General features: G+C 59.9%; 20 protein-coding genes. 8 read left to right on the forward strand and 12 right to left on the reverse strand.

Features of this window, described 5'->3' with window-relative positions:
* Positions 1-230: 230 nt before the first annotated feature.
* From NW870_RS11290 to NW870_RS11320, 7 genes are all read right to left on the reverse strand, one after another.
* A complete protein-coding gene (locus NW870_RS11290) occupies positions 231-797 on the reverse strand; it encodes a GDYXXLXY domain-containing protein (protein ID WP_414375344.1) in 567 nt (188 codons plus the stop codon).
* A 26-nt stretch (positions 798-823) separates the two neighbouring features.
* A complete protein-coding gene (gene thiD, locus NW870_RS11295; RefSeq protein ID WP_414375346.1) occupies positions 824-1,690 on the reverse strand; it encodes a bifunctional hydroxymethylpyrimidine kinase/phosphomethylpyrimidine kinase in 867 nt (288 codons plus the stop codon).
* Between the two features lie 173 nt (positions 1,691-1,863).
* Entirely contained in the window at positions 1,864-2,058 is a 195-nt protein-coding gene (locus tag NW870_RS11300) for a hypothetical protein (RefSeq protein ID WP_414342212.1), read from the reverse strand.
* A 276-nt stretch (positions 2,059-2,334) separates the two neighbouring features.
* Entirely contained in the window at positions 2,335-2,652 is a 318-nt protein-coding gene (locus NW870_RS11305) for a 2Fe-2S iron-sulfur cluster-binding protein (protein WP_011434371.1), read from the reverse strand.
* Positions 2,652-2,909 (reverse strand): DUF1816 domain-containing protein, encoded by a 258-nt coding sequence (locus tag NW870_RS11310; RefSeq protein ID WP_011434370.1) that lies wholly within the window; start codon positions 2,907-2,909, stop codon positions 2,652-2,654. The genes NW870_RS11305 and NW870_RS11310 overlap by 1 nt, the downstream gene beginning before the upstream one ends.
* Before the next feature lie 16 nt (positions 2,910-2,925).
* The gene (gene rlmB, locus NW870_RS11315) at positions 2,926-4,068 is read right to left on the reverse strand and encodes a 23S rRNA (guanosine(2251)-2'-O)-methyltransferase RlmB (protein WP_414357608.1); all 1,143 of its coding nucleotides are present in this window, start codon (positions 4,066-4,068) and stop codon (positions 2,926-2,928) included.
* 32 nt (positions 4,069-4,100) lie between these two features.
* Positions 4,101-4,532: a ribonuclease III domain-containing protein gene (locus NW870_RS11320; protein WP_414357607.1), complete on the reverse strand. Its 432-nt coding sequence runs from the start codon at positions 4,530-4,532 to the stop codon at positions 4,101-4,103.
* Positions 4,533-4,667: 135 nt separating this feature from the next.
* On the opposite strand from NW870_RS11320, the gene NW870_RS11325 reads away from it, so the two are divergent.
* A complete protein-coding gene (locus NW870_RS11325; RefSeq protein ID WP_414375348.1) occupies positions 4,668-4,940 on the forward strand; it encodes a hypothetical protein in 273 nt (90 codons plus the stop codon).
* Between the two features lie 6 nt (positions 4,941-4,946).
* Here the strand turns inward: NW870_RS11325 and NW870_RS11330 are convergent, their stop codons facing one another.
* The 3 genes from NW870_RS11330 to NW870_RS11340 all read right to left on the reverse strand — a co-directional run bounded on the left by NW870_RS11330 (position 4,947) and on the right by NW870_RS11340 (position 6,253).
* On the reverse strand, positions 4,947-5,435 hold the full coding sequence (locus tag NW870_RS11330; RefSeq protein ID WP_414375350.1) for a photosystem I reaction center protein subunit XI: 489 nt from the start codon (positions 5,433-5,435) through the stop codon (positions 4,947-4,949).
* 100 nt (positions 5,436-5,535) lie between these two features.
* Positions 5,536-5,655 carry a photosystem I reaction center subunit IX gene (locus NW870_RS11335; RefSeq protein ID WP_011434365.1) on the reverse strand — a complete coding sequence of 40 codons (120 nt, stop codon included), beginning with the start codon at positions 5,653-5,655 and terminating at the stop codon, positions 5,536-5,538.
* Positions 5,656-5,707: 52 nt separating this feature from the next.
* Positions 5,708-6,253, reverse strand: a complete 546-nt coding sequence (locus NW870_RS11340) for a Photosystem I reaction center subunit III (RefSeq protein WP_414342216.1) — start codon at positions 6,251-6,253, stop codon at positions 5,708-5,710.
* Positions 6,254-6,458: 205 nt separating this feature from the next.
* Here NW870_RS11340 and tsaD point away from each other — a divergent pair, with 205 nt between their 5' ends.
* Positions 6,459-7,553 (forward strand): tRNA (adenosine(37)-N6)-threonylcarbamoyltransferase complex transferase subunit TsaD, encoded by a 1,095-nt coding sequence (gene tsaD / locus NW870_RS11345; protein WP_414375352.1) that lies wholly within the window; start codon positions 6,459-6,461, stop codon positions 7,551-7,553.
* Here the strand turns inward: tsaD and mnmG are convergent.
* Positions 7,517-9,448 carry a tRNA uridine-5-carboxymethylaminomethyl(34) synthesis enzyme MnmG gene (mnmG, locus tag NW870_RS11350; RefSeq protein WP_414357603.1) on the reverse strand — a complete coding sequence of 644 codons (1,932 nt, stop codon included), beginning with the start codon at positions 9,446-9,448 and terminating at the stop codon, positions 7,517-7,519. The genes tsaD and mnmG overlap by 37 nt on opposite strands.
* A 497-nt stretch (positions 9,449-9,945) precedes the next feature.
* Here mnmG and thrC point away from each other — a divergent pair, with 497 nt between their 5' ends.
* The 6 genes from thrC to NW870_RS11380 all read left to right on the forward strand — a co-directional run bounded on the left by thrC (position 9,946) and on the right by NW870_RS11380 (position 16,401).
* The gene (thrC, locus tag NW870_RS11355) at positions 9,946-11,286 is read left to right on the forward strand and encodes a threonine synthase (RefSeq protein ID WP_414357602.1); all 1,341 of its coding nucleotides are present in this window, start codon (positions 9,946-9,948) and stop codon (positions 11,284-11,286) included.
* Positions 11,287-11,390: 104 nt separating this feature from the next.
* The gene (locus NW870_RS11360) at positions 11,391-11,912 is read left to right on the forward strand and encodes a fasciclin domain-containing protein (RefSeq protein WP_414375354.1); all 522 of its coding nucleotides are present in this window, start codon (positions 11,391-11,393) and stop codon (positions 11,910-11,912) included.
* 36 nt (positions 11,913-11,948) lie between these two features.
* Positions 11,949-12,224: a ubiquitin-like small modifier protein 1 gene (locus NW870_RS11365; RefSeq protein ID WP_011434358.1), complete on the forward strand. Its 276-nt coding sequence runs from the start codon at positions 11,949-11,951 to the stop codon at positions 12,222-12,224.
* A 26-nt stretch (positions 12,225-12,250) separates the two neighbouring features.
* Positions 12,251-12,829, forward strand: a complete 579-nt coding sequence (locus NW870_RS11370) for a DNA-3-methyladenine glycosylase (RefSeq protein ID WP_414375356.1) — start codon at positions 12,251-12,253, stop codon at positions 12,827-12,829.
* Positions 12,830-12,845: 16 nt separating this feature from the next.
* Positions 12,846-14,129 (forward strand): peptidase C39 family protein, encoded by a 1,284-nt coding sequence (locus NW870_RS11375; protein ID WP_414375357.1) that lies wholly within the window; start codon positions 12,846-12,848, stop codon positions 14,127-14,129.
* 322 nt (positions 14,130-14,451) lie between these two features.
* A complete protein-coding gene (locus tag NW870_RS11380; RefSeq protein WP_414375359.1) occupies positions 14,452-16,401 on the forward strand; it encodes an NHL repeat-containing protein in 1,950 nt (649 codons plus the stop codon).
* Positions 16,402-16,447: 46 nt separating this feature from the next.
* Here the strand turns inward: NW870_RS11380 and NW870_RS11385 are convergent.
* Positions 16,448-17,079 (reverse strand): energy transducer TonB (locus NW870_RS11385; protein WP_414375361.1); only part of this gene is annotated, 632 nt, incomplete at its 5' end.

Genomic DNA, 17,079 nt, shown 5'->3' on the forward strand with positions numbered 1-17,079 from the left:
CTAAAAAAACCAACTTCATCCTCTTTCCTCTATAAATTATTCTCTCTATCCTAACATAAGATCAACACGACCTAGTTTGAATCGAAATGGCCATAGCTTGTTTTCAGCTCAGGGACTAAAATCATCGCTAGAGCCAAATAAAAATTGACAAATTAGAGAAGCATGAGATTATGCTAGATAAAGAGCTTTCCGATTGTGAAAGCTAAAGAAGTCCAAAGCCAAGAATACACTTAGTACCGACGCTCTCTTACCCAGAGGCCGACCAATGCTGCCTTGCCCCAGGGATCCACTTTCACTTCTGCCCGCGTGGCTTCAGGGTAACGCCGAATATCCTCTTCCAAGGCATCTCCAATCGCTTCGGGAATAAAAAATTCTTCGATTCCCAACTTGAGCTGCTGCCCGTCAAACCAGCCTCGCAGCACTTTCTCTTCAGGCTGCAAATCTTTGGGCATCTCCCGGCTGACACCGATTGCTTGCCAAGGTTGAGTTGGCTCCCCTGCGGGGGGAGCCAAGCGCAGATAAAGGATCCCTGGGGTCTCCAATTCAGGTGACCAACCCGGCAGTTGCTCTAGGGTGGAGCGTCGAGCGACGACGTAGCCCAAGGCCACATACCGGCCCCGCAAAAGGTCATAGGGATCCACAGGGGCCGTTTGCAGGTAGATCGTGGTTCCGACAGCAAGAGTCAGCGCTTGCCGAGCCGGTATCAGCAGAACGATACCCAGTTGCAGCAGGAGGGGTAGCCAAAGCCGCCATTTGGGCAGGGATCCCTTCTGAGAAAGATTCGACGGGCTAGCCATAGCAGCCAGAGAGAGTGACCTCTCTCTTATGGCACAGGTTTGCCAATCCCGGACAGAAGCGGGTAGAAGTGCCCCACTGGCCCCTGACCTGACCCGATGGCCAAAGGATGTCGCAGCGCTTCTGTTACATAGGCTTTGGCCGCCACTGTGGCCGCCAAGGGATCCTTACCCCAGGCCATCTGCGCCGCAATGGCCGCCGAGAGGGTGCAGCCGGTGCCGTGGGTGTGGCGGGTGGGGATCCGCTCTGTTTTCAGCACTTCCAGTCGCTCGCCATCGAACCACACATCCACCCCCTGCAGTTCCCCCGGCATGCCTCCGCCTTTAACCAACACCGCTCCACAGCCTAAGGCGTGAATCTGCTGGGCCGCCGTTTGCATATCTGCCAGGGACTGCAGCTCCAGCCCCGTTAAAATTTGCGCCTCATAGCGGTTGGGGGTCAGCACCTGAGCCAAGGGGATCAGCCGCTCGCGGATGGCCTGAATGGCCTCATCTGCCAACAACTTCGCTCCCGTGCGGGACACCATCACCGGATCCACCACCAGAGGCCGCAACGTCCAGCGCTCCACCTGACGGGCTACCTCCAGCACGATCTCGGCATTCAGCAACATGCCCGTCTTGATCCCTTGCACCCCGATGTCCTGCACCACAGCCTCGATTTGGGCGGCTACGGCTTCGGGGGGCAGCGCATCCACCCGGCTCACCCCAAGGGTATTCTGGGCGGTCACGCAGGTCAGGGCAGAGGTACCGTGTACCCGTTGGAAAGCAAAGGTGCGCAGATCCGCTTGGATCCCTGCTCCTCCACCACTGTCGGATCCAGCGATGGTGAGGGCGACAGGGGGGTGCTGCTCGGCCAGCAGTGGAGCCGGAGTTGGTTCAGATGCAGAGACAGACATTGGCCAAACGACAAAAATGGGCAAGGGTACCGATAGCCATTTCCATCAATCAATATGAACCATCTCTTTAACGTAGCAATGAAACTGTTGGTTCTCGATTGGTCTGAGACCACTGGGGTATTGGGAAAACTCTTGCAGACGTCTGTCAAGAAGCTGACTAAGAGTGAGTTGTCCTAGTCTAAATCCGAGTAGCCCTCATCAGTGGTGGCGACCACCTCAACCCAGGCTCTATCCCCCTCCACCGCCGTCAAGCTCCAGCGCAGAAGCCGAGCCGGCTGGCCCAGCTCCCGGTCAACTTGCTGACAGAGGGATTGCTCCAGTTGCGGGGCAGAGAGAGGCGAGCTCAACGGCAGAGATAGGTGCAACAAATGCAACTTCACAGGAGTCGAGAACTGATCTCGCCAAGGAAACAGACTTACTTTCGATAACTTCTAACACTAAGAATCCAACAATATAAACTAATGTAGTATTTTCAGATTAGGCTGAGACAGCCGGGCTACTGAGAAAAACCTTTTGGGCCCCTGCATTATTGCTCCGCAACGCTGACGCGACCAAGGTTTTAGTTGTGGGTACAGTGTCCTAGTTTGAATCGAAATGACTACAACACCTACTAACAAGTAGACCTGAACAGAAATCCGGCACGGTTAGGAGCCAAACTGCAAACGGTAAACCTCTTCCTCTTGATCGGTCTCCACCTCCAAATCGGAGGTAGCATAGGCTACACACAGCAGCACAAACCCTTGGGCCTGCAGTTCTGGCCCAATCCCCATTGCCTCTGTCTGAGTCACAGATCCCGACTTCAGCCGCCCCGCACAGGTGGTGCAAACCCCCGCCTGACAAGAGGAAGGTAGCTCTATCCCGTGTTCAAGAGCAGCTTGTAAGACCGTCTGATCCGCAGAGGCAGGGAAGCGGTAGGTTTGGCCGCGGTGATGAAGGGTTACTTGATAAGCCGTAGCAGACATCAGGAACGGGCTCCCGACGGAGTACGGGTCACCGTCAGAGACTGTGGCTGGCGCATTTTCTTCACCAGAGCCTGGATCTTTTTGGCTCCTTCCTTTTGCAGGTCGGCGATGTAGTGGCCTTTGAGCCGCTCCGCCTCAGCTTCATCGGAGAAGGGGCCGTAGTAGTAGGTGCAGTCCTCGGTGGTGATCTCGATCCAGACCGACAGGCCGCGCAGCTTATCCAACAGACTGACCAAAGGGTTGCTCACGGGATCCATCCCCCATTAACAAGTGCTAACGATCATTGGATATTTTCTGCAATCCCCTAGATTCTACTGCTTTTATTGACGATTTGTTGAGGAATGTATCAATCTCGGCACGTTTGAGGTGGTGGGGAGAGCGCTGCCGGTGGATTTCGTAGAGGGCAATGCCGGTGGCCACAGAAGCATTCAAGCTTTCAGTGCGGCCTGCCAAGGGAATGGACAGCAGTTGGTCACAATGGCGTTGTGTGAGCAGGCTAATCCCTTCCCCCTCGGATCCCACTACCAAAGCAATGGGCCGCTGAAAATCGGCGCTATAGATGGGGTCAGCCCCTCGGCTGGTGGTGCCATAAACCCAAAACCCCTGCTCTTTGAGGTATTCCAAAGCCCGATTCAAATTCACCACCCGCGCCACCGGCAAGGTAGAGAGGGCTCCTGCCGCCACCTTCATCACCGTCGAGGTGACTCCTGCTGCCCGCCGCTGGGGGATCACCATCCCTTGCATGCCAAAAGCTTCTACGCTACGGGCAATGGCTCCCAAGTTATGGGGATCCTGGATCCCGTCTAGAACCACCAGCACCGGATTGGGGCCGGCCTGCCGGCTTTTTTCCACCAAATCCTCCAGATCCATGTACTGATAAGGCGTGGCTTGGGCAGCAATACCCTGGTGGTTAGCGCCAGCCGTGAGAGTGTTCAGCCGCTGTGGAGATACTTCGTCGATGACAGTGCCCCGCGCTTTGGCTTCTTCCAACAGAGACAAAAATTGGGGGCTGTAGCGCAACCTCGGCAGGATCCAAACCCGGTTGAGGGTGGCTTGACTTCTCAGGGCGGCCAGTACCGTCTGGCGACCGTAGATGATCTCTTGCTCCAGCTCGGTCTGCGGATCCCGGTCGGCCTGAAGCTGCACTTCTTCCGGCAGAACCCCTGTCCCACCCATGGGAAGGCCGGGATCTCGTTGGCCTGCCGGTTGAGGAGCCACCTTGCCCTGGGGCCACTGCCGCTGTGCGTTGCGGCGGATCGGCTTCACCGGAGCCTCTTGGGTGGCAAGCTTGGGATCCCCGTCTCGGCGTTTGGGCCGCTGTACCCGCTTGCTGACGGATTGCCCTGCCCCTCGCCGCTGCGGTTTGCCCGAGCGAGACAGCCGTGAAGCAGGTTTGCGCTGAGAAGGCTTAGGCATGGGCGTGGAAATGGAAAGACAGAAAGACTATCCTAACCTTCCCACTCGCCCAGGGTCTCGGACAAAACATCAGTGAGGGCGAGGATATGGCGCAGCCGTTCGGGATTGGCCAGGTAGAGATAGCCCAGAACCGTTTCCAGGCCGCTGGCGTTTTGGTAGTCGGCCAGAGGCAGATGTCGGGGTGGGCGACCGCAGCCATTGCGACCCCAGCGGACAATTTCCTGCTCCTCGGGGCTGAGATGGGGCAACAGGGCCAACAGCAACTTGGCCTGAGCCGAGCCGCGTACCCGCCTCACCACCTGCTGATGATAGCGCTCCAGTCGATCTGGCGGAAATAATCGTTGCCGCCGCACGTGCAGTTCGTAAATGGCGTCTCCCAGGTAGGCCAAGGCTGCGGGCGATAGGCGACGGATCTCGGCTAAGGAGAGCCTTTCAGAAGTGGGTTCGGACAGCAGATCGTTCACAGCAGCTCACGAAAGATAGGCAGAAAAATCTCTAGAACCGCTGTTATCGGCTCATTGCAGAATTCAGTCCATGCTAAGACAAGCTTCCTCTGGTCTGCCAGCCCGACCCACCCTCTTTGCTGCCTTGCAGGTGATTTGGATCACGAGGCCCAAAGAGAAAAGGTGCTATCGAGTAGACAGGGCAAAGCCGGTGAAGGGGCCGATGTTATGAGCCTTGAAAAGCAAGTTGGAGCCACTGCCAAGAATCTGGAGAGCAAAATCCAGGAAATTGTGGGTGAGCTGGCCAGCGATCAGCGTGAAAGGCTGGAAGGCAGGGCCGAGCAAGCGGAAGCAGCCGCCCACCCTGGAGTCGAAGATGCTCGAGAGGCAATCAAAGACGTTGTGGATGATGTGATGGAAGGCCAATAGCCTCAATTAAGACGCAGGAATCAGGAGATCCGCATTTAGCAAAAGCAGGTAGGCGACGATCGCCCCCCCCATGCCCCCTACCAAGAAGCCGGCAGCCAATTCGCTCCAAGATTGGGATCCCTTTACCGGCCCTGTGTTGCGCTGCGAGGTGACAGTGCCGTAGAGAGAAAGGGCCGCCGTCAGAATCAAGATCAGGCCACAGGCTCCCAAAAAGCCGCTCAGCAGACCGATGGGCTCGTTGCGCAGCGGCCCCAGCTTGGCAAAGGGGCCTACCAGCCAATAGCCGTGGGCCATACCGATTTCCAAGCCCCGCCAAATGGAACTCAATCCCGGTCGGTTGATGGGCAGCCAGTCGATCAACAGCCGGACAACAGGCGCGTGGTTGATCGGTGTCCAGAGATCCCCAATTTGCGGATCTCCCTCAGGGACGGTGACGTATCCCTTATTCATGTTCAACCTATTCAACGGAGCAGGATCGGCATTGGGTTCGACCATTTCAGCAACTCTGTGTCCAGTTCAAAGGAGGATGGAAAAAAGCCTAAAAAAGCAGGGATCCCACCGGGCGTAGGTTGCGCTGGGGATCCCTGGCCTACACTCAGAACGTCAAAATGTCGGGGAAGAAGCGATTGATCTCGATGAACAGGGCAAAAACAAAGCTGGAAAACAGGATAAATGCCACCGGAGCAGTGGTGAGAAACTTGGTGAAATCAGCCATAGACGCCTCTCAAAAGTTAAATAAATCGAGTTAGAAAGCCGGGCTCAGCTCCTCAGCGGGGGGAGATGGGCACAGCCGCTTCCGGCTCTCGAATTTCGCCGCTGGCAATTTCCTTAAAAGCAGCAGCGGGCCAAGCCAAAGCCGTGAGGAAGCACCGCAGCGCCAGCGGTACATCGATCAGGCTTTCTTTCATTTCGGGGCTATCCTCATCCCGAACCGCGATCAGGTAAGAACGCCCCGCCCAGCCCAGCCAACCGGCGATATAGAGGAAAAGCAGGCCGGGGATGAGAAACTCGCCCGCATGGTTCAACCGACCATCCGTAACCAGGTGGGGCAGGCCCTCTTCGCCGCAGAGCAGCTTGCTGTAGCGCTCAAAGCGCTTGCTGGTTTGGGCCAGCTTTTGCTGGTAAACAGGGGCCATAGCAGGGCTGGCGTTGAGGATCTTCTCCTCTAGGCTGCTCAGGCGTTCGTTCATCAGGGCCTGAAAGGCGGGAACTTCGCTGCAAGGTTTCAGACCAATCAAGGGCTCTGCCTGCACAGATTGGGCGAGGCCAAGCGCAATGCAAAGGGCCAAAAGAAGGCTTAAAAAGGTTCGCATAGCAGGATGTGTCCTTGAGGTAGGGGTCTAAGATCTGTCCAAATGCTAAGGGATGCTAAGTGCAGAAACAGGCACCAAACGGTTAGTATCATACTCCTGAGCGCCTCGCCCCGACGGATCCCGGGTTTTAGCTCACACAATTCTTAATTCAAGTATCTCAAGTATCCCAAAGCTCTCCTATCCCTTTTGCCCAGCCTGCTCTCCCATGCCCTGCGCCCTTGCCATCGAAACCAGTTGTGACGAAACGGCTGTGGCTGTGGTGACGGCGGATGTGGCCTGGCCGGGGTTTGCCCCGCGGCAGCTCAGCTCGGTGGTGGCCAGCCAAATCGACCTCCATGCGGCCTACGGGGGCGTGGTGCCGGAGGTGGCCTCACGGCAGCATGTGGAAACTCTGCCCTTTGTGCTAGAGGCTGCTCTGCAGCAGGCCGGATTGGAGGTGGCCGAGGTAGATGCCATTGCCGTAACTTGTGCGCCGGGCCTGGTGGGATCCCTGCTGGTGGGGCTGATGGGGGCCAAGACCTTGGCTTTGCTCCACGACAAGCCCCTGATCGGGGTGCACCATCTGGAGGGCCATCTCTTTAGCGGCTTTTTGGCCGAGCCCGATCTGCGCCCCCCCTGCCTCTGCCTTTTGGTGTCGGGGGGCCACACCAGCTTGATCTGGATGAAGGACTACGGGCAGTACCAGACGGTGGGTCGCACCCGCGACGATGCTGCCGGCGAAGCGTTTGACAAAGTGGCGCGGCTGCTGGGGCTGGGCTATCCGGGGGGACCGCAGATTGACCGCTGGGCTCAGCAGGGGGATCCGCAACGCTTTCCCCTGCCCGAGGGCAAAGTGGAGCATCCCTACGACACAAGCTTCAGCGGCCTGAAAACGGCGGTGTTGCGCCTAGTCCAGCAGTTGCAGCAGCAAGGCCAGGAGTTGCCCATTGCCGACATTGCCGCCAGCTTCCAGGCCTGTCTGACCCATGTGCTCACCGAAAAGGCAGTGGCCTGCGCCGAGGCGCTGGGCCTCTCGACGCTGCTGCTGACGGGAGGGGTAGCTGCCAATCGGGAGCTGAGGGCCCGCCTCACAGAAGCAGCCCGGCAAAGGGGGTTGCGGGTGGTGATCCCGCCTCTAGCCCTCTGCACCGACAATGCCGCCATGATTGGGGCAGCTGGGCTCTGCCACTGGCTGCGGGGGGAGGTCTCGCCGCTGGAGCTGGGGGTAGCCTCGCGCATGCCCCTAGAAGGGATCCCTTCCCTCTACATGGATGGGGGCGGAGCTCACAGAGAAGAACAGACGGGATCCGCCGCCCTCTGACGTTGCCTCACCTCAAGGTAGATGAGCAGCGCGTTGATGTCGGCGGGGTTGACACCGCCGATGCGGGCCGCCTGGCCCACGGTTAGCGGGCGCACCGCCGAGAGCTTATCCCGCGACTCTTTGGAGAGGGTGGGGATGGAGTGGTAGTCCAGATCGGGGGGCAGAGGGCGGTGGTACTGCTTGCTCACCTGCTCAATTTGGCTCTGCTGCCGCTGGATGTAGCCGCTGTATTTGACGGCAATCTCTGCCGCCTCCTGCTCAAAGGGATCCAGCTCCGCATCCCCCAGCCCCAGTTCCAGGAGATCGGAGTAGTGAATCTGGTTGCGGCGCAAGATCTCGGCCAGGGTGGCGGATCCCTTGATCCCCTGCCCCGTCAGTTGGCTTAGTTGGATCCCGGCGGGGTCTTGGGCCTTCACCCGTTGGCTTTCCAGCCGTTGAATTTCGGCTGCGATACGGGCTTGCTTGGCTTGGAACAGGGCCCAGCGCCGGTCATCGATCAAGCCCCATTCCCGCCCCAGGGGGGTGAGCCGTTGGTCGGCATTGTCGGAGCGCAGGATGAGGCGGTATTCGGAGCGGCTGGTGAGCATGCGGTAGGGCTCCCGCAATTCTTTGGTGCAGAGATCGTCGATGAGGGTGCCGATGTAGCTGGACTCCCGCGGCAGAATGACCAGAGGTTTGCCCTGAACCAGGCGGGCAGCGTTGATCCCGGCCATCAGCCCCTGAGCTGCCGCCTCTTCGTAGCCGGTGGTGCCGTTGATCTGGCCGGCGCAAAACAGCCCCTGCACTTTTTTGGTCATCAGAGTGGGGTAGAGCTGGGTGGCCGGCAGATAGTCGTATTCCACCGCATAGGCGGGGCGCAGCATGACACACTTTTCCAGACCCGGCAGGGAGCGCAACATCTGGATCTGGATTTTCTCCGGCATGCCGGTGGAGAACCCCTGGATGTAGAGCTCCGGCAGATCCCGCCCTTCCGGTTCGATAAAAATCTGATGGCTTTCCTTGTCGGCAAAGCGGACAATTTTATCTTCGATGCTGGGGCAATAGCGGGGCCCTTTGGCCTCTACCCAGCCGCCATAGACGGGGGTTTCGTGGAGATTTTCCCGGATGATGCGGTGGGTCTCTGGGGTGGTGCGGGTCAAGTAGCAATCCATCTGCTCCCGTGGCACCCACACTTCGGGGTCGAAGCTAAACCAGCGCACATCGGGATCCCCCGGTTGCCGCTCCATGACGGAAAAATCCACGCTGCGCCGATCCACACGGGCGGGGGTGCCGGTTTTCAGCCGACCCGTCTCCAAGCCCAGTTGGTGCAGGGTGTCTGTCAGCCCTTCCACCGCAAACTCCCCCGCTCGTCCGGCAGATTGCCAGTGACGGCCAATCCAGATGCGCCCCCCCAAAAACGTGCCGGTGGTCAGGATCACCGCTCGGCAGCCGAAGATGGTGCCAAAGTGGGTGACCACGCCGACAATCTCATCGTTGCGCCCCAGCACCAAATCGGTAACGGTGCCCTCGCGAATCGTCAGGTTGGGCTGGTTTTCCACCACCGAGCGCATCACCCGCGCATATTCCCGTTTGTCGGTTTGTGCCCGCAGCGCCCACACCGCCGGCCCCCGCGAGCGGTTGAGCACCCGCTTCTGTAAATAGGTGCGGTCGGTGATTTTGCCCATCTCGCCGCCGAGGGCATCGATTTCGTGTACCAGTTGCGATTTGGCCGGGCCGCCGACGGCGGGGTTACAGGGTTGCCAGGCGATCTTGTCCAGATTCAATGTCAGCATGAGGGTGTTGCAGCCCAGCCGCGCTGCTGCCAACGCTGCCTCGCAGCCGGAGTGCCCCCCGCCGACCACCACCACATCGTAGTGATCGAGAAAATCAATGCTGTCCCGTCCAACTCTGAGCATAGGGTGGCAATTCCAAAATGAATAGCCGGGATCCCCGGTCTTTTAATTTTCAGGTTATTTCAGCTCGCTTATCCAGCTTAGCGATGGCGGCAACGGATAGGGTTATTTGCGACCGGCCTGAGGCAGGCAGAGCAGTAGGGAAAGTTTTCTGTTGCCCTGGGAAATAAAGTTGGGTAGAGGCTCAGTTCCCAGCCTAAGTCACCTGATTGAAGAGTTGAAGAGACCTCAGGGCGCTGGGATCAGCTCCCCCAAGGCTGCCGATAGCAGGGGATCCCAGAGGAAAGGGCAGAGTCGCCCAAGGGATGTTGCGGCTCATACAAACACCAGACAGCCCGCCTGAGAGAGCCAAGCACCGATTCCATTATCCTCAACCGGATCTAATCCAGACTATTTTAGTCGGGTTTAGTTGACGCGGCAGATTGCGGGTGATAAGATTCCCCCCAACGATAGGTAAGTTCAATCCAGCGCCCACCCTTTCCTTCACCTTGAGGCTGCCCATGTCCCAAACTCTTTCCGAACGCCCGCTCAGCCCTGCCGATTCCCCGTTGGCCTCTGCCTTGCACAGCTCCAAGGTGGGCTTCAGCCGTTTGCGCTGTCGGGAGTGTGGCGCCGAGTATGAGCCGGTCGCCAAGCATGTTTGTGAGCTGTGTTTCGGCCCCCTCGAAGTGGCTTATGACTACGACTGGCTGAAGCGCACGGTTAGCCGTCAGAGCATCCAGGCCGGGCCGCATTCCATCTGGCGCTATCGGCCTTTTCTGCCGGTGACTTCTGAGAAGCCCATTGATGTGGGCACGGGCCTGACCCCTCTGATCAAAGCGGAGCGGCTGGGTCGGCGGCTGGGATTGAAAAATCTTTACATCAAGAACGATGCCGTCAACATGCCCACCCTCAGCTTCAAGGATCGGGTGGTGTCGGTGGCGCTGACCCGTGCCAAGGAGCTGGGCTTTACCACCGTCTCTTGCGCCAGCACGGGCAACTTGGCCAACTCCACGGCTGCCATTGCCGCCCATGCCGGCCTGGACTGCACCATCTTCATCCCGGCGGACTTAGAAGCGGGCAAGGTGCTGGGATCCCTGATTTACAACCCCACCGTTATGGCTGTAGAGGGCAACTACGACCAGGTGAATCGCCTCTGCGCCGAGGTGGCGGATCGCTACGGCTGGGGCTTTGTCAACATCAACCTGCGCCCCTACTACTCAGAAGGCTCCAAAACCCTGGCCTATGAGGTGGCGGAGCAATTGGGTTGGCAACTGCCGGATCAGGTGGTGATCCCATTGGCCTCGGGATCCCTGTACACCAAGGTTTACAAAGGCTTCCAGGAGTTTGTGAAGGTGGGGCTGGTGGCGGATAAGCCGGTCACCTTCCACGGCGCCCAGGCGCAGGGATGTTCGCCCATTGCCCAAGCCTTCCGCGAGGGACGGGATTTTGTCACTCCGGTTAAGCCCAATACCATCGCCAAGTCCATCGCCATCGGCAACCCTGCCGACGGGATCTACGCCCTGGACATTGCCCGCAGAACCGGTGGGCAGATCGCAACGGCCACGGATCCCGAGATCATCGCCGGCATTAAGCTCCTGGCCGAGACCGAAGGCATCTTCACCGAGACTGCCGGCGGCACCACCATTGCCGTGCTCAAACACCTGGCAGAATCCGGTCAAATCGATCCGGAGGCGGTTACAGTAGCCTACATTACTGGCAACGGCCTGAAGACCCAGGAGGCGGTTCAACCCCACGTAGGCCATCCTCTGGTGATCTCGCCCAAGCTGGAGAGCTTTGAACAGGCTTTGGAGCGCGCCCGCACCCTAGAGCGGCTGGACTGGCAAGAGGCATCAGTATGAACTCGGTTTGCAGGGAAGACCCTCTCCACTGCCTCTTAACAGGATCTTAATGAAGAACTGTTAAGATCCCTGGCGTAGACCTATTGGCTCAGGAGCTTTGCACGATGCCTATCTTTCCTTCTGTTCAGCGCCTTGTTCGCCGTTGGATCCCGGTGGCGGCTGTAGTGGCCCCGCTTGTCTTTGCTCCTGCGGCCCAGCCTCAAGGGCTAAACACCATTGCCGTTGAGCTGGAAACCTTGCCCAGCAGCTACTCGACGCTGGCAGCGGCTTTACGGGCGGCGGGGCTAAATACGGCTTTGGCAGGGCCGGGGCCGTTCACGGTCTTTGCCCCTTCCGATGTGGCCTTTGGGCAACTGCCGCCGGGTACAGTGGAGACGCTGTTGCAGCCGGCCAACCGGGCTCAGCTCACCCGCATTCTCACGTATCATGTGGTGCCGGGGCGGATTACCTCGTTTGACCTGCGGCCCGGCCAATCGACCACTCTGACCACCTTGGCAGGGCTGCCGCTGCAGGTGCAGGTGGGATCCGATGGCAGCATCCGGGTCAACGGGGCTAACGTGAACCTGGCGGATATTCCAGTTTCCAACGGCGTGATTCACGGCATCGATGGGGTGCTGCTACCCTAGTTTTTTGATGTTGGTTAATGGACGAGGCATTGGGCTATGGCAGTCAAGGTGCTGATTCCCAACACGCTGCGGGCGCTCACCCAGGATCAGGGGGTGGTGAATTGCGAGGGATCCACCATCCGCGAATTGTTGGATGCTTTGGAACAACGCTGTCCGGGGATTAAGGCGCGGCTGTGCGATGAGAAGGGGGAATTGCGCCGCTTCGTCAACTTTTATGTGAACAGCGAAGACATTCGCTTCCTCAAGGGATGTGACACCCCTCTGCAAGATGGGGATGAGGTGAGCATCGTCCCTGCCGTTGCTGGGGGCTGAGGGCTGCCAAGCCTGCCGTGGACGCTGTGGAGTGGTTGAGCCAGCCGGCCCCGCTGGTGGCACCTGCCTTGCTGGGCATGGTTCTGGTGCGGCAATTTGCCGATGGGCTGCAGTTGCGGGCCCAGATCGTGGAGACGGAAGCCTATACAGCCGGGGATCCGGCCTGCCATGCCTACCGTCGCAAAACCCGGCGCAACCAGGTGATGTTCGGGCCGCCGGGGCATTTGTATGTCTATCGCATCTACGGCCTCTACCACTGCCTGAACATTGTCACCGAAGCCGAAGGGATCCCGGCGGCAGTTCTGATCCGAGCGGTTCAATTGGATCGCCTGCCGGAGTGGATCCCGGCCAACAAACAGAACAAGCCGGCGCGGGTGGCCGCAGGGCCGGGCCTGCTCTGTCAAGCCCTGCGCATCGATGGATCCCACAACGGTTGGCGGCTGGGGCAGGTGGATGTCGACCAAGAAGGCTTTTGGCTAGAGGGATCCCCCTCTTGGCAAACGCAGTTGCCTATTGTCCAGACCACCCGCATCGGTATCACTCAGGGGGCTGAGATCCCGTGGCGCTGGTACATTGGTGGACATCCGGCGGTGTCGCGCTATTAGTGGGGGCAGGCGGACAATGCTCGCAGAAGGCAGTGGCTATCGGCAGGGGCTGCCTGGGCTGGTCAGCGGGGTTGTGCTGCTCTTGCTGGGGTTGCCCACGTTGGCCCAGCCTGTCCCAACTTCTCCAGGACTCTTGACGATGCAAGCCCAGACCCACTCCACCTATCGCACCGGGTTTCAGCGCTGGCGGGCAGGAGAAGCTCAGGGGTTTCAGCACTGGTCAACCCAAGGGATCCGCCTGAACGCCCAAGGGCAATTGGTCTTGGATCCAGAGGGCTGGCGGCAAGAAGTCAGCCTTGGAGGATCCGAGTCAGCAGCTCATGGCCGACCCCTTTATCCCGGCGGCACCTATTGGGTGGGAGAAGCCACCAGTCCAGCAGTCCCCACGGGCTTCCCCCTGATCGGGGCCATCGTTTCCTGGAATGCCACCACGCCCCCCGGCACCTGGCTGGAACTGTGGATCCGGGCGAAGCTTTCAGACCGCTGGACAAAGTGGTATCACGGCGGGGTATGGGCTGCGGATCCCTTGACTCTGGCCAGCCACTCAGTGCAAGGACAAGGGGATGAGGATGGCAACCTGTACACGGACTTGCTGGTGCTCAAGGATACCCTCAACGGAGCAGAAGCCTTCCAGGTCAGGGTGCGCCTGTTCACGCAAGAGCCAGGCCGTTCTGCCGTTGTGGATCAGGTGGCAGTTGCCATTTCCAACGAGCCGGTCAGGCCCAGCCGCCTATCCCCTGGGGATCCCAGCCGCTGGGGCAAAATCTTGGATCTGCCTTGGTGCTCCCAGATGGTGTACCCCGATGGGGGAGAGGTCTGGTGTAGCCCCACCTCTTTGGCGATGGTGATGGCCTACTGGAAGCGGGATCCCCGTCCCTGTGAGGTGTTGGTGCGCGCAGCAGTGGCCGGTGTGTATGACCGGGTTTACCAGGGCCATGGCAACTGGGCTTTCAACGTCGCCCATGCTGCCGAGCAAGGTTTGTCCGGCGTGGTGGCGCGGCTGGAGAGCTTGGCTCAAGCAGAAGCCTGGATCGCGGCAGGGGTTCCAGTGATCCTCAGCTATGCCTGGGGCGAGGGAGAACTGGAAGGGGCGCCGATCCCCAAAAGCAAGGGTCATTTGGCGGTGCTGGTGGGATTTGATAGCCACGGGGATCCCATCGTCCACGATCCGGCGGCCAAAACCAACGAAGAGGTTCGCCGTACCTACCGCCGCGAACAGCTAGAGTCGTTGTGGCTGGAGCACTCCGGGGGTACCGTCTACTTGATTCATCCGCGAGAGTGGCCTGTCCCCACTCTATAGCCGAACCGGGCGAACGCGGGCAGCATCGACTTACAGCGCTACCGCTATGGCCTGGATGATTTCCTGGCCGCTGAAACTGCTATCTGGTCTTTCGGTGGGGATTTGAGTAAGGATAGATGGAGTGAGGAGTGCGACTCACCTGCGGGTGAGGATGGTTGGTCATGAATAGGAATGCGGTTCAGGGGCCAAGGCATTGGTCGAGGTGGCTCCTGCGGCAGAGAGGGTGCTGGGCAATTCTCGCCGGTTTGTACGCTGATGAAGGTAAGCGTGGGGGTTTGGGTTTCCGCCATTTCCCAGTTTGTGGGAGGGGATGAGCTGCATCATGCCACGACGGGCTTCCCTGACACCGCTACCTTGGCCTGCGCTGAGTGCCTTGGTGCTGGCTCTCTCGGGCTGTGGCGAGCTTTCTTCTTCTAGTCTGTCTCCCAGCGTTGTTCCCCCTGCGGCCCTACAGCCGGTTTTAACTCCAACTCCTCTCCCTCCCTCCCCGCTTTCTCTGACTTTCGAGCAAGCCCGCCAGTCCGGCTTGTCGGTGCCCAGCAACCGCATCGTTCTGCTGCTCCAGGAACAGGGATCCGATCTGGTGGCCCAGCTACCGGCCTCAGAGGTGGATCGCTGGCTGGCTCGCACTCCCACCTGGCCGGGGGTGGAAGGGATCGACCTGAGCATTACCCTGGGCACCTATCGCCAAACCGCCACTGCCCCTCTGCGCCCGGGGCAACCGGCCACTTTCACCTTCACCAATCCTCCCGCCGGGGAAGCGGAGCTCAGCGCCATCGCCTATCGGGGATCCACCACTCTGGCGCAGGGGAAGGGATCCCTGACCCTTTCTGTCCGCTCTGAGGGTTCTGGCAGTGTCAATCGTCCTCCCCAAGACACAGAGCGCCAGCGCCGCCTTTCGATGTTGGTGCTCTCTGAGGTGGGGGTACCGCTGCTGCACACCAGCTCGGCAGCGCCCACCCTTGGCCAGCCGTTGCTGCTCTCAGGGGAAAATCTGGAGCGGGTGGAAACAGTTCTCTTTGCTGCAGCAGCCAATCCCGAGCGCATCCTGAAGGGGGAAATTCGCTCCCGCAGCGGTGACCGTTTGGTGGTGATGCCGCCTTCTTCTCTTTCCGGCTCAGTTTGGGTTGCTGTTGCGGATGCTTCCGGGCAAGGGTTGGGCACTCTGGTCTACGATTGGCCTGCCGCTACTCCTTCCCCCAGCCCCTCTCCCACCCCCACTGCTCCGGCAGCATCGGCCTGGGTGGTGGAAACTTTGCTGGATGGCCGCACCTCGCCCGCGGCAGATCCTGTCGGCAACGCCCCTGATAACACCGGCACCGAGTCCAGGATCTACCTGCAGCAAATCAGCGGCATTGCTGTGGATCCTGAAGGAGCCTTCTATTTAGCCGATAGAGCCCAGCACCGCATCTTCCGGCTGTCTCCAGAGGGGGAATTGGAAGTTTGGGCCGGCACAGGCCAAGCAGGCCGCCGCAACGGAGCAGCCAATCAAGCTCAGTTTGACTCCCCACAGGGGCTGCTCTGGGATCCCAAGGGGGGATTGTGGGTGGCCGACAGCGGCAACCATTGCCTGCGCTATATCAACCTGCAACGACAGGTGAGCACCTTTGCGGGCACTTGTGTAGCCGGATACCGAGATGGGGAGCTTGACCGGGCTCAGTTCCGTGAGCCATCGGGGCTGGCTTTGGGTTCAGATGGCAGCCTCTACGTTGCCGACCGCGCCAATCGCCGCATCCGCCGCATCACCCCTGCAGGTGAAGTGACCACGGTTGCCGGCACCGGCCAGCCGGGATCCGTCGATGGCCCAGCAGAACAGGCCCAGCTCCTGCAGCCCACGGCTCTGGCGGTGGATAAGGAGGGGAACCTCTGGATTGCCGATGGACATCGCCTGCGCCGGCTCTCTGCTGGCGGACGAGTGACCACCCTCTCCGGGGCAGAGCCAGGCTATCGGGATGGCCCCCTGGCAGAGGCCCGTTTTCAAACCCTGGGGGGGCTGGCCTTCGATGCGGCAGGCAACCTCTGGGTGGCCGACCGAGACAACCATCGCATTCGTCGTCTTCAGCCTGGGGGACAAGTTTCCACCTTGGCCGGACAGAATCAGCCCGGCTGGCAGGATGGCCCCACCTCGGTGGCCCGGTTCGATCAACCTGCCGGCTTGGCAGTCTTACCGGATGGCAGTGTGGTGGTGGTGGATGCCGGCTTGCCGGGCTTGCGTCGCATAAGCCGCGTTGCCTCTGGGCCCGCCACCCCAACTCCTGTGGGATCCCTGTAGGCTCTTGCCAGGCCGCCGTCTTTTGGGTTTCGCAGGGATCCCCTCCTCAGTTGGCGGATCCCCCTACAGTCAACTGGCCCAGCACGTTGATATCAAAGGTGAAATTAATCGTCACCGAGTTGCCCTCATAAGCCTCAGGCAGGGGCAGGAAGGGGGCTGCCCTCTGGATAGCCGTCAGCGCCGCATCATCGGTTTGTTGGCTGCCAGACGTGCGCCCCAGGCGAATGCTCTGCAGATCGCCAGCTCGACCCACCGTAAAAATCACCACCGTGCGACGCGAGGTGCCGGTCTGTCCAGGGATCCAATTTTGCTCCACTTTCCGCTGCAAAGCGGCCAGCCAGGGGCCCCAATCCACATCGGCCCGCGCTGCCACACTGGGGGGATTGGGAGCGGATTGGGTGGGGTTGGCCAATCCACTAGCTCCACTGCCCTGGATCCCGGCTCCATTGCTGGGAGCAGAGGCACTGACCGGAGGCCCCAACTGGGAAGAGTCAGAGGGCCGCTGGGCGGGAAGAACCTCTGTCACCGGTTGCGGAGCGGGCGGAACGGGAGCCAATTGGCTGGGATCCGAAACCCGCTCGCTTGGCTGTATGGGCAAGGGCTCCGCAGTCGGCGGGGGAGTGGGCCTTGGGGAGGGAGCAGCCGCCACGGGCGGTGGAGTCTGGGTTGGAGTAGGTC

It is taken from the genome of Synechococcus sp. R50.1, assembly GCF_047462115.1.
In the GTDB taxonomy this organism is placed as follows: Bacteria; Cyanobacteriota; Cyanobacteriia; order Thermostichales; family Thermostichaceae; genus Thermostichus.

What these genes read in the sequence shown, in the direction of transcription:
- NW870_RS11290 (WP_414375344.1), bottom strand. Translation starts at nt 797, where the DNA reads ATGGCTAGCCCGTCGAATCTTTCTCAGAAGGGATCCCTGCCCAAATGG.
- thiD (WP_414375346.1), bottom strand. Translation starts at nt 1,690, where the DNA reads ATGTCTGTCTCTGCATCTGAACCAACTCCGGCTCCACTGCTGGCCGAG.
- NW870_RS11305 (WP_011434371.1), bottom strand. Translation starts at nt 2,652, where the DNA reads ATGTCTGCTACGGCTTATCAAGTAACCCTTCATCACCGCGGCCAAACC.
- NW870_RS11310 (WP_011434370.1), bottom strand. Translation starts at nt 2,909, where the DNA reads ATGGATCCCGTGAGCAACCCTTTGGTCAGTCTGTTGGATAAGCTGCGC.
- rlmB (WP_414357608.1), bottom strand. Translation starts at nt 4,068, where the DNA reads ATGCCTAAGCCTTCTCAGCGCAAACCTGCTTCACGGCTGTCTCGCTCG.
- NW870_RS11330 (WP_414375350.1), bottom strand. Translation starts at nt 5,435, where the DNA reads ATGGTCGAACCCAATGCCGATCCTGCTCCGTTGAATAGGTTGAACATG.
- NW870_RS11335 (WP_011434365.1), bottom strand. Translation starts at nt 5,655, where the DNA reads ATGGCTGATTTCACCAAGTTTCTCACCACTGCTCCGGTGGCATTTATC.
- NW870_RS11340 (WP_414342216.1), bottom strand. Translation starts at nt 6,253, where the DNA reads ATGCGAACCTTTTTAAGCCTTCTTTTGGCCCTTTGCATTGCGCTTGGC.
- tsaD (WP_414375352.1), top strand. Translation starts at nt 6,459, where the DNA reads ATGCCCTGCGCCCTTGCCATCGAAACCAGTTGTGACGAAACGGCTGTG.
- mnmG (WP_414357603.1), bottom strand. Translation starts at nt 9,448, where the DNA reads ATGCTCAGAGTTGGACGGGACAGCATTGATTTTCTCGATCACTACGAT.
- thrC (WP_414357602.1), top strand. Translation starts at nt 9,946, where the DNA reads ATGTCCCAAACTCTTTCCGAACGCCCGCTCAGCCCTGCCGATTCCCCG.
- NW870_RS11360 (WP_414375354.1), top strand. Translation starts at nt 11,391, where the DNA reads ATGCCTATCTTTCCTTCTGTTCAGCGCCTTGTTCGCCGTTGGATCCCG.
- NW870_RS11365 (WP_011434358.1), top strand. Translation starts at nt 11,949, where the DNA reads ATGGCAGTCAAGGTGCTGATTCCCAACACGCTGCGGGCGCTCACCCAG.
- NW870_RS11375 (WP_414375357.1), top strand. Translation starts at nt 12,846, where the DNA reads ATGCTCGCAGAAGGCAGTGGCTATCGGCAGGGGCTGCCTGGGCTGGTC.
- NW870_RS11380 (WP_414375359.1), top strand. Translation starts at nt 14,452, where the DNA reads ATGCCACGACGGGCTTCCCTGACACCGCTACCTTGGCCTGCGCTGAGT.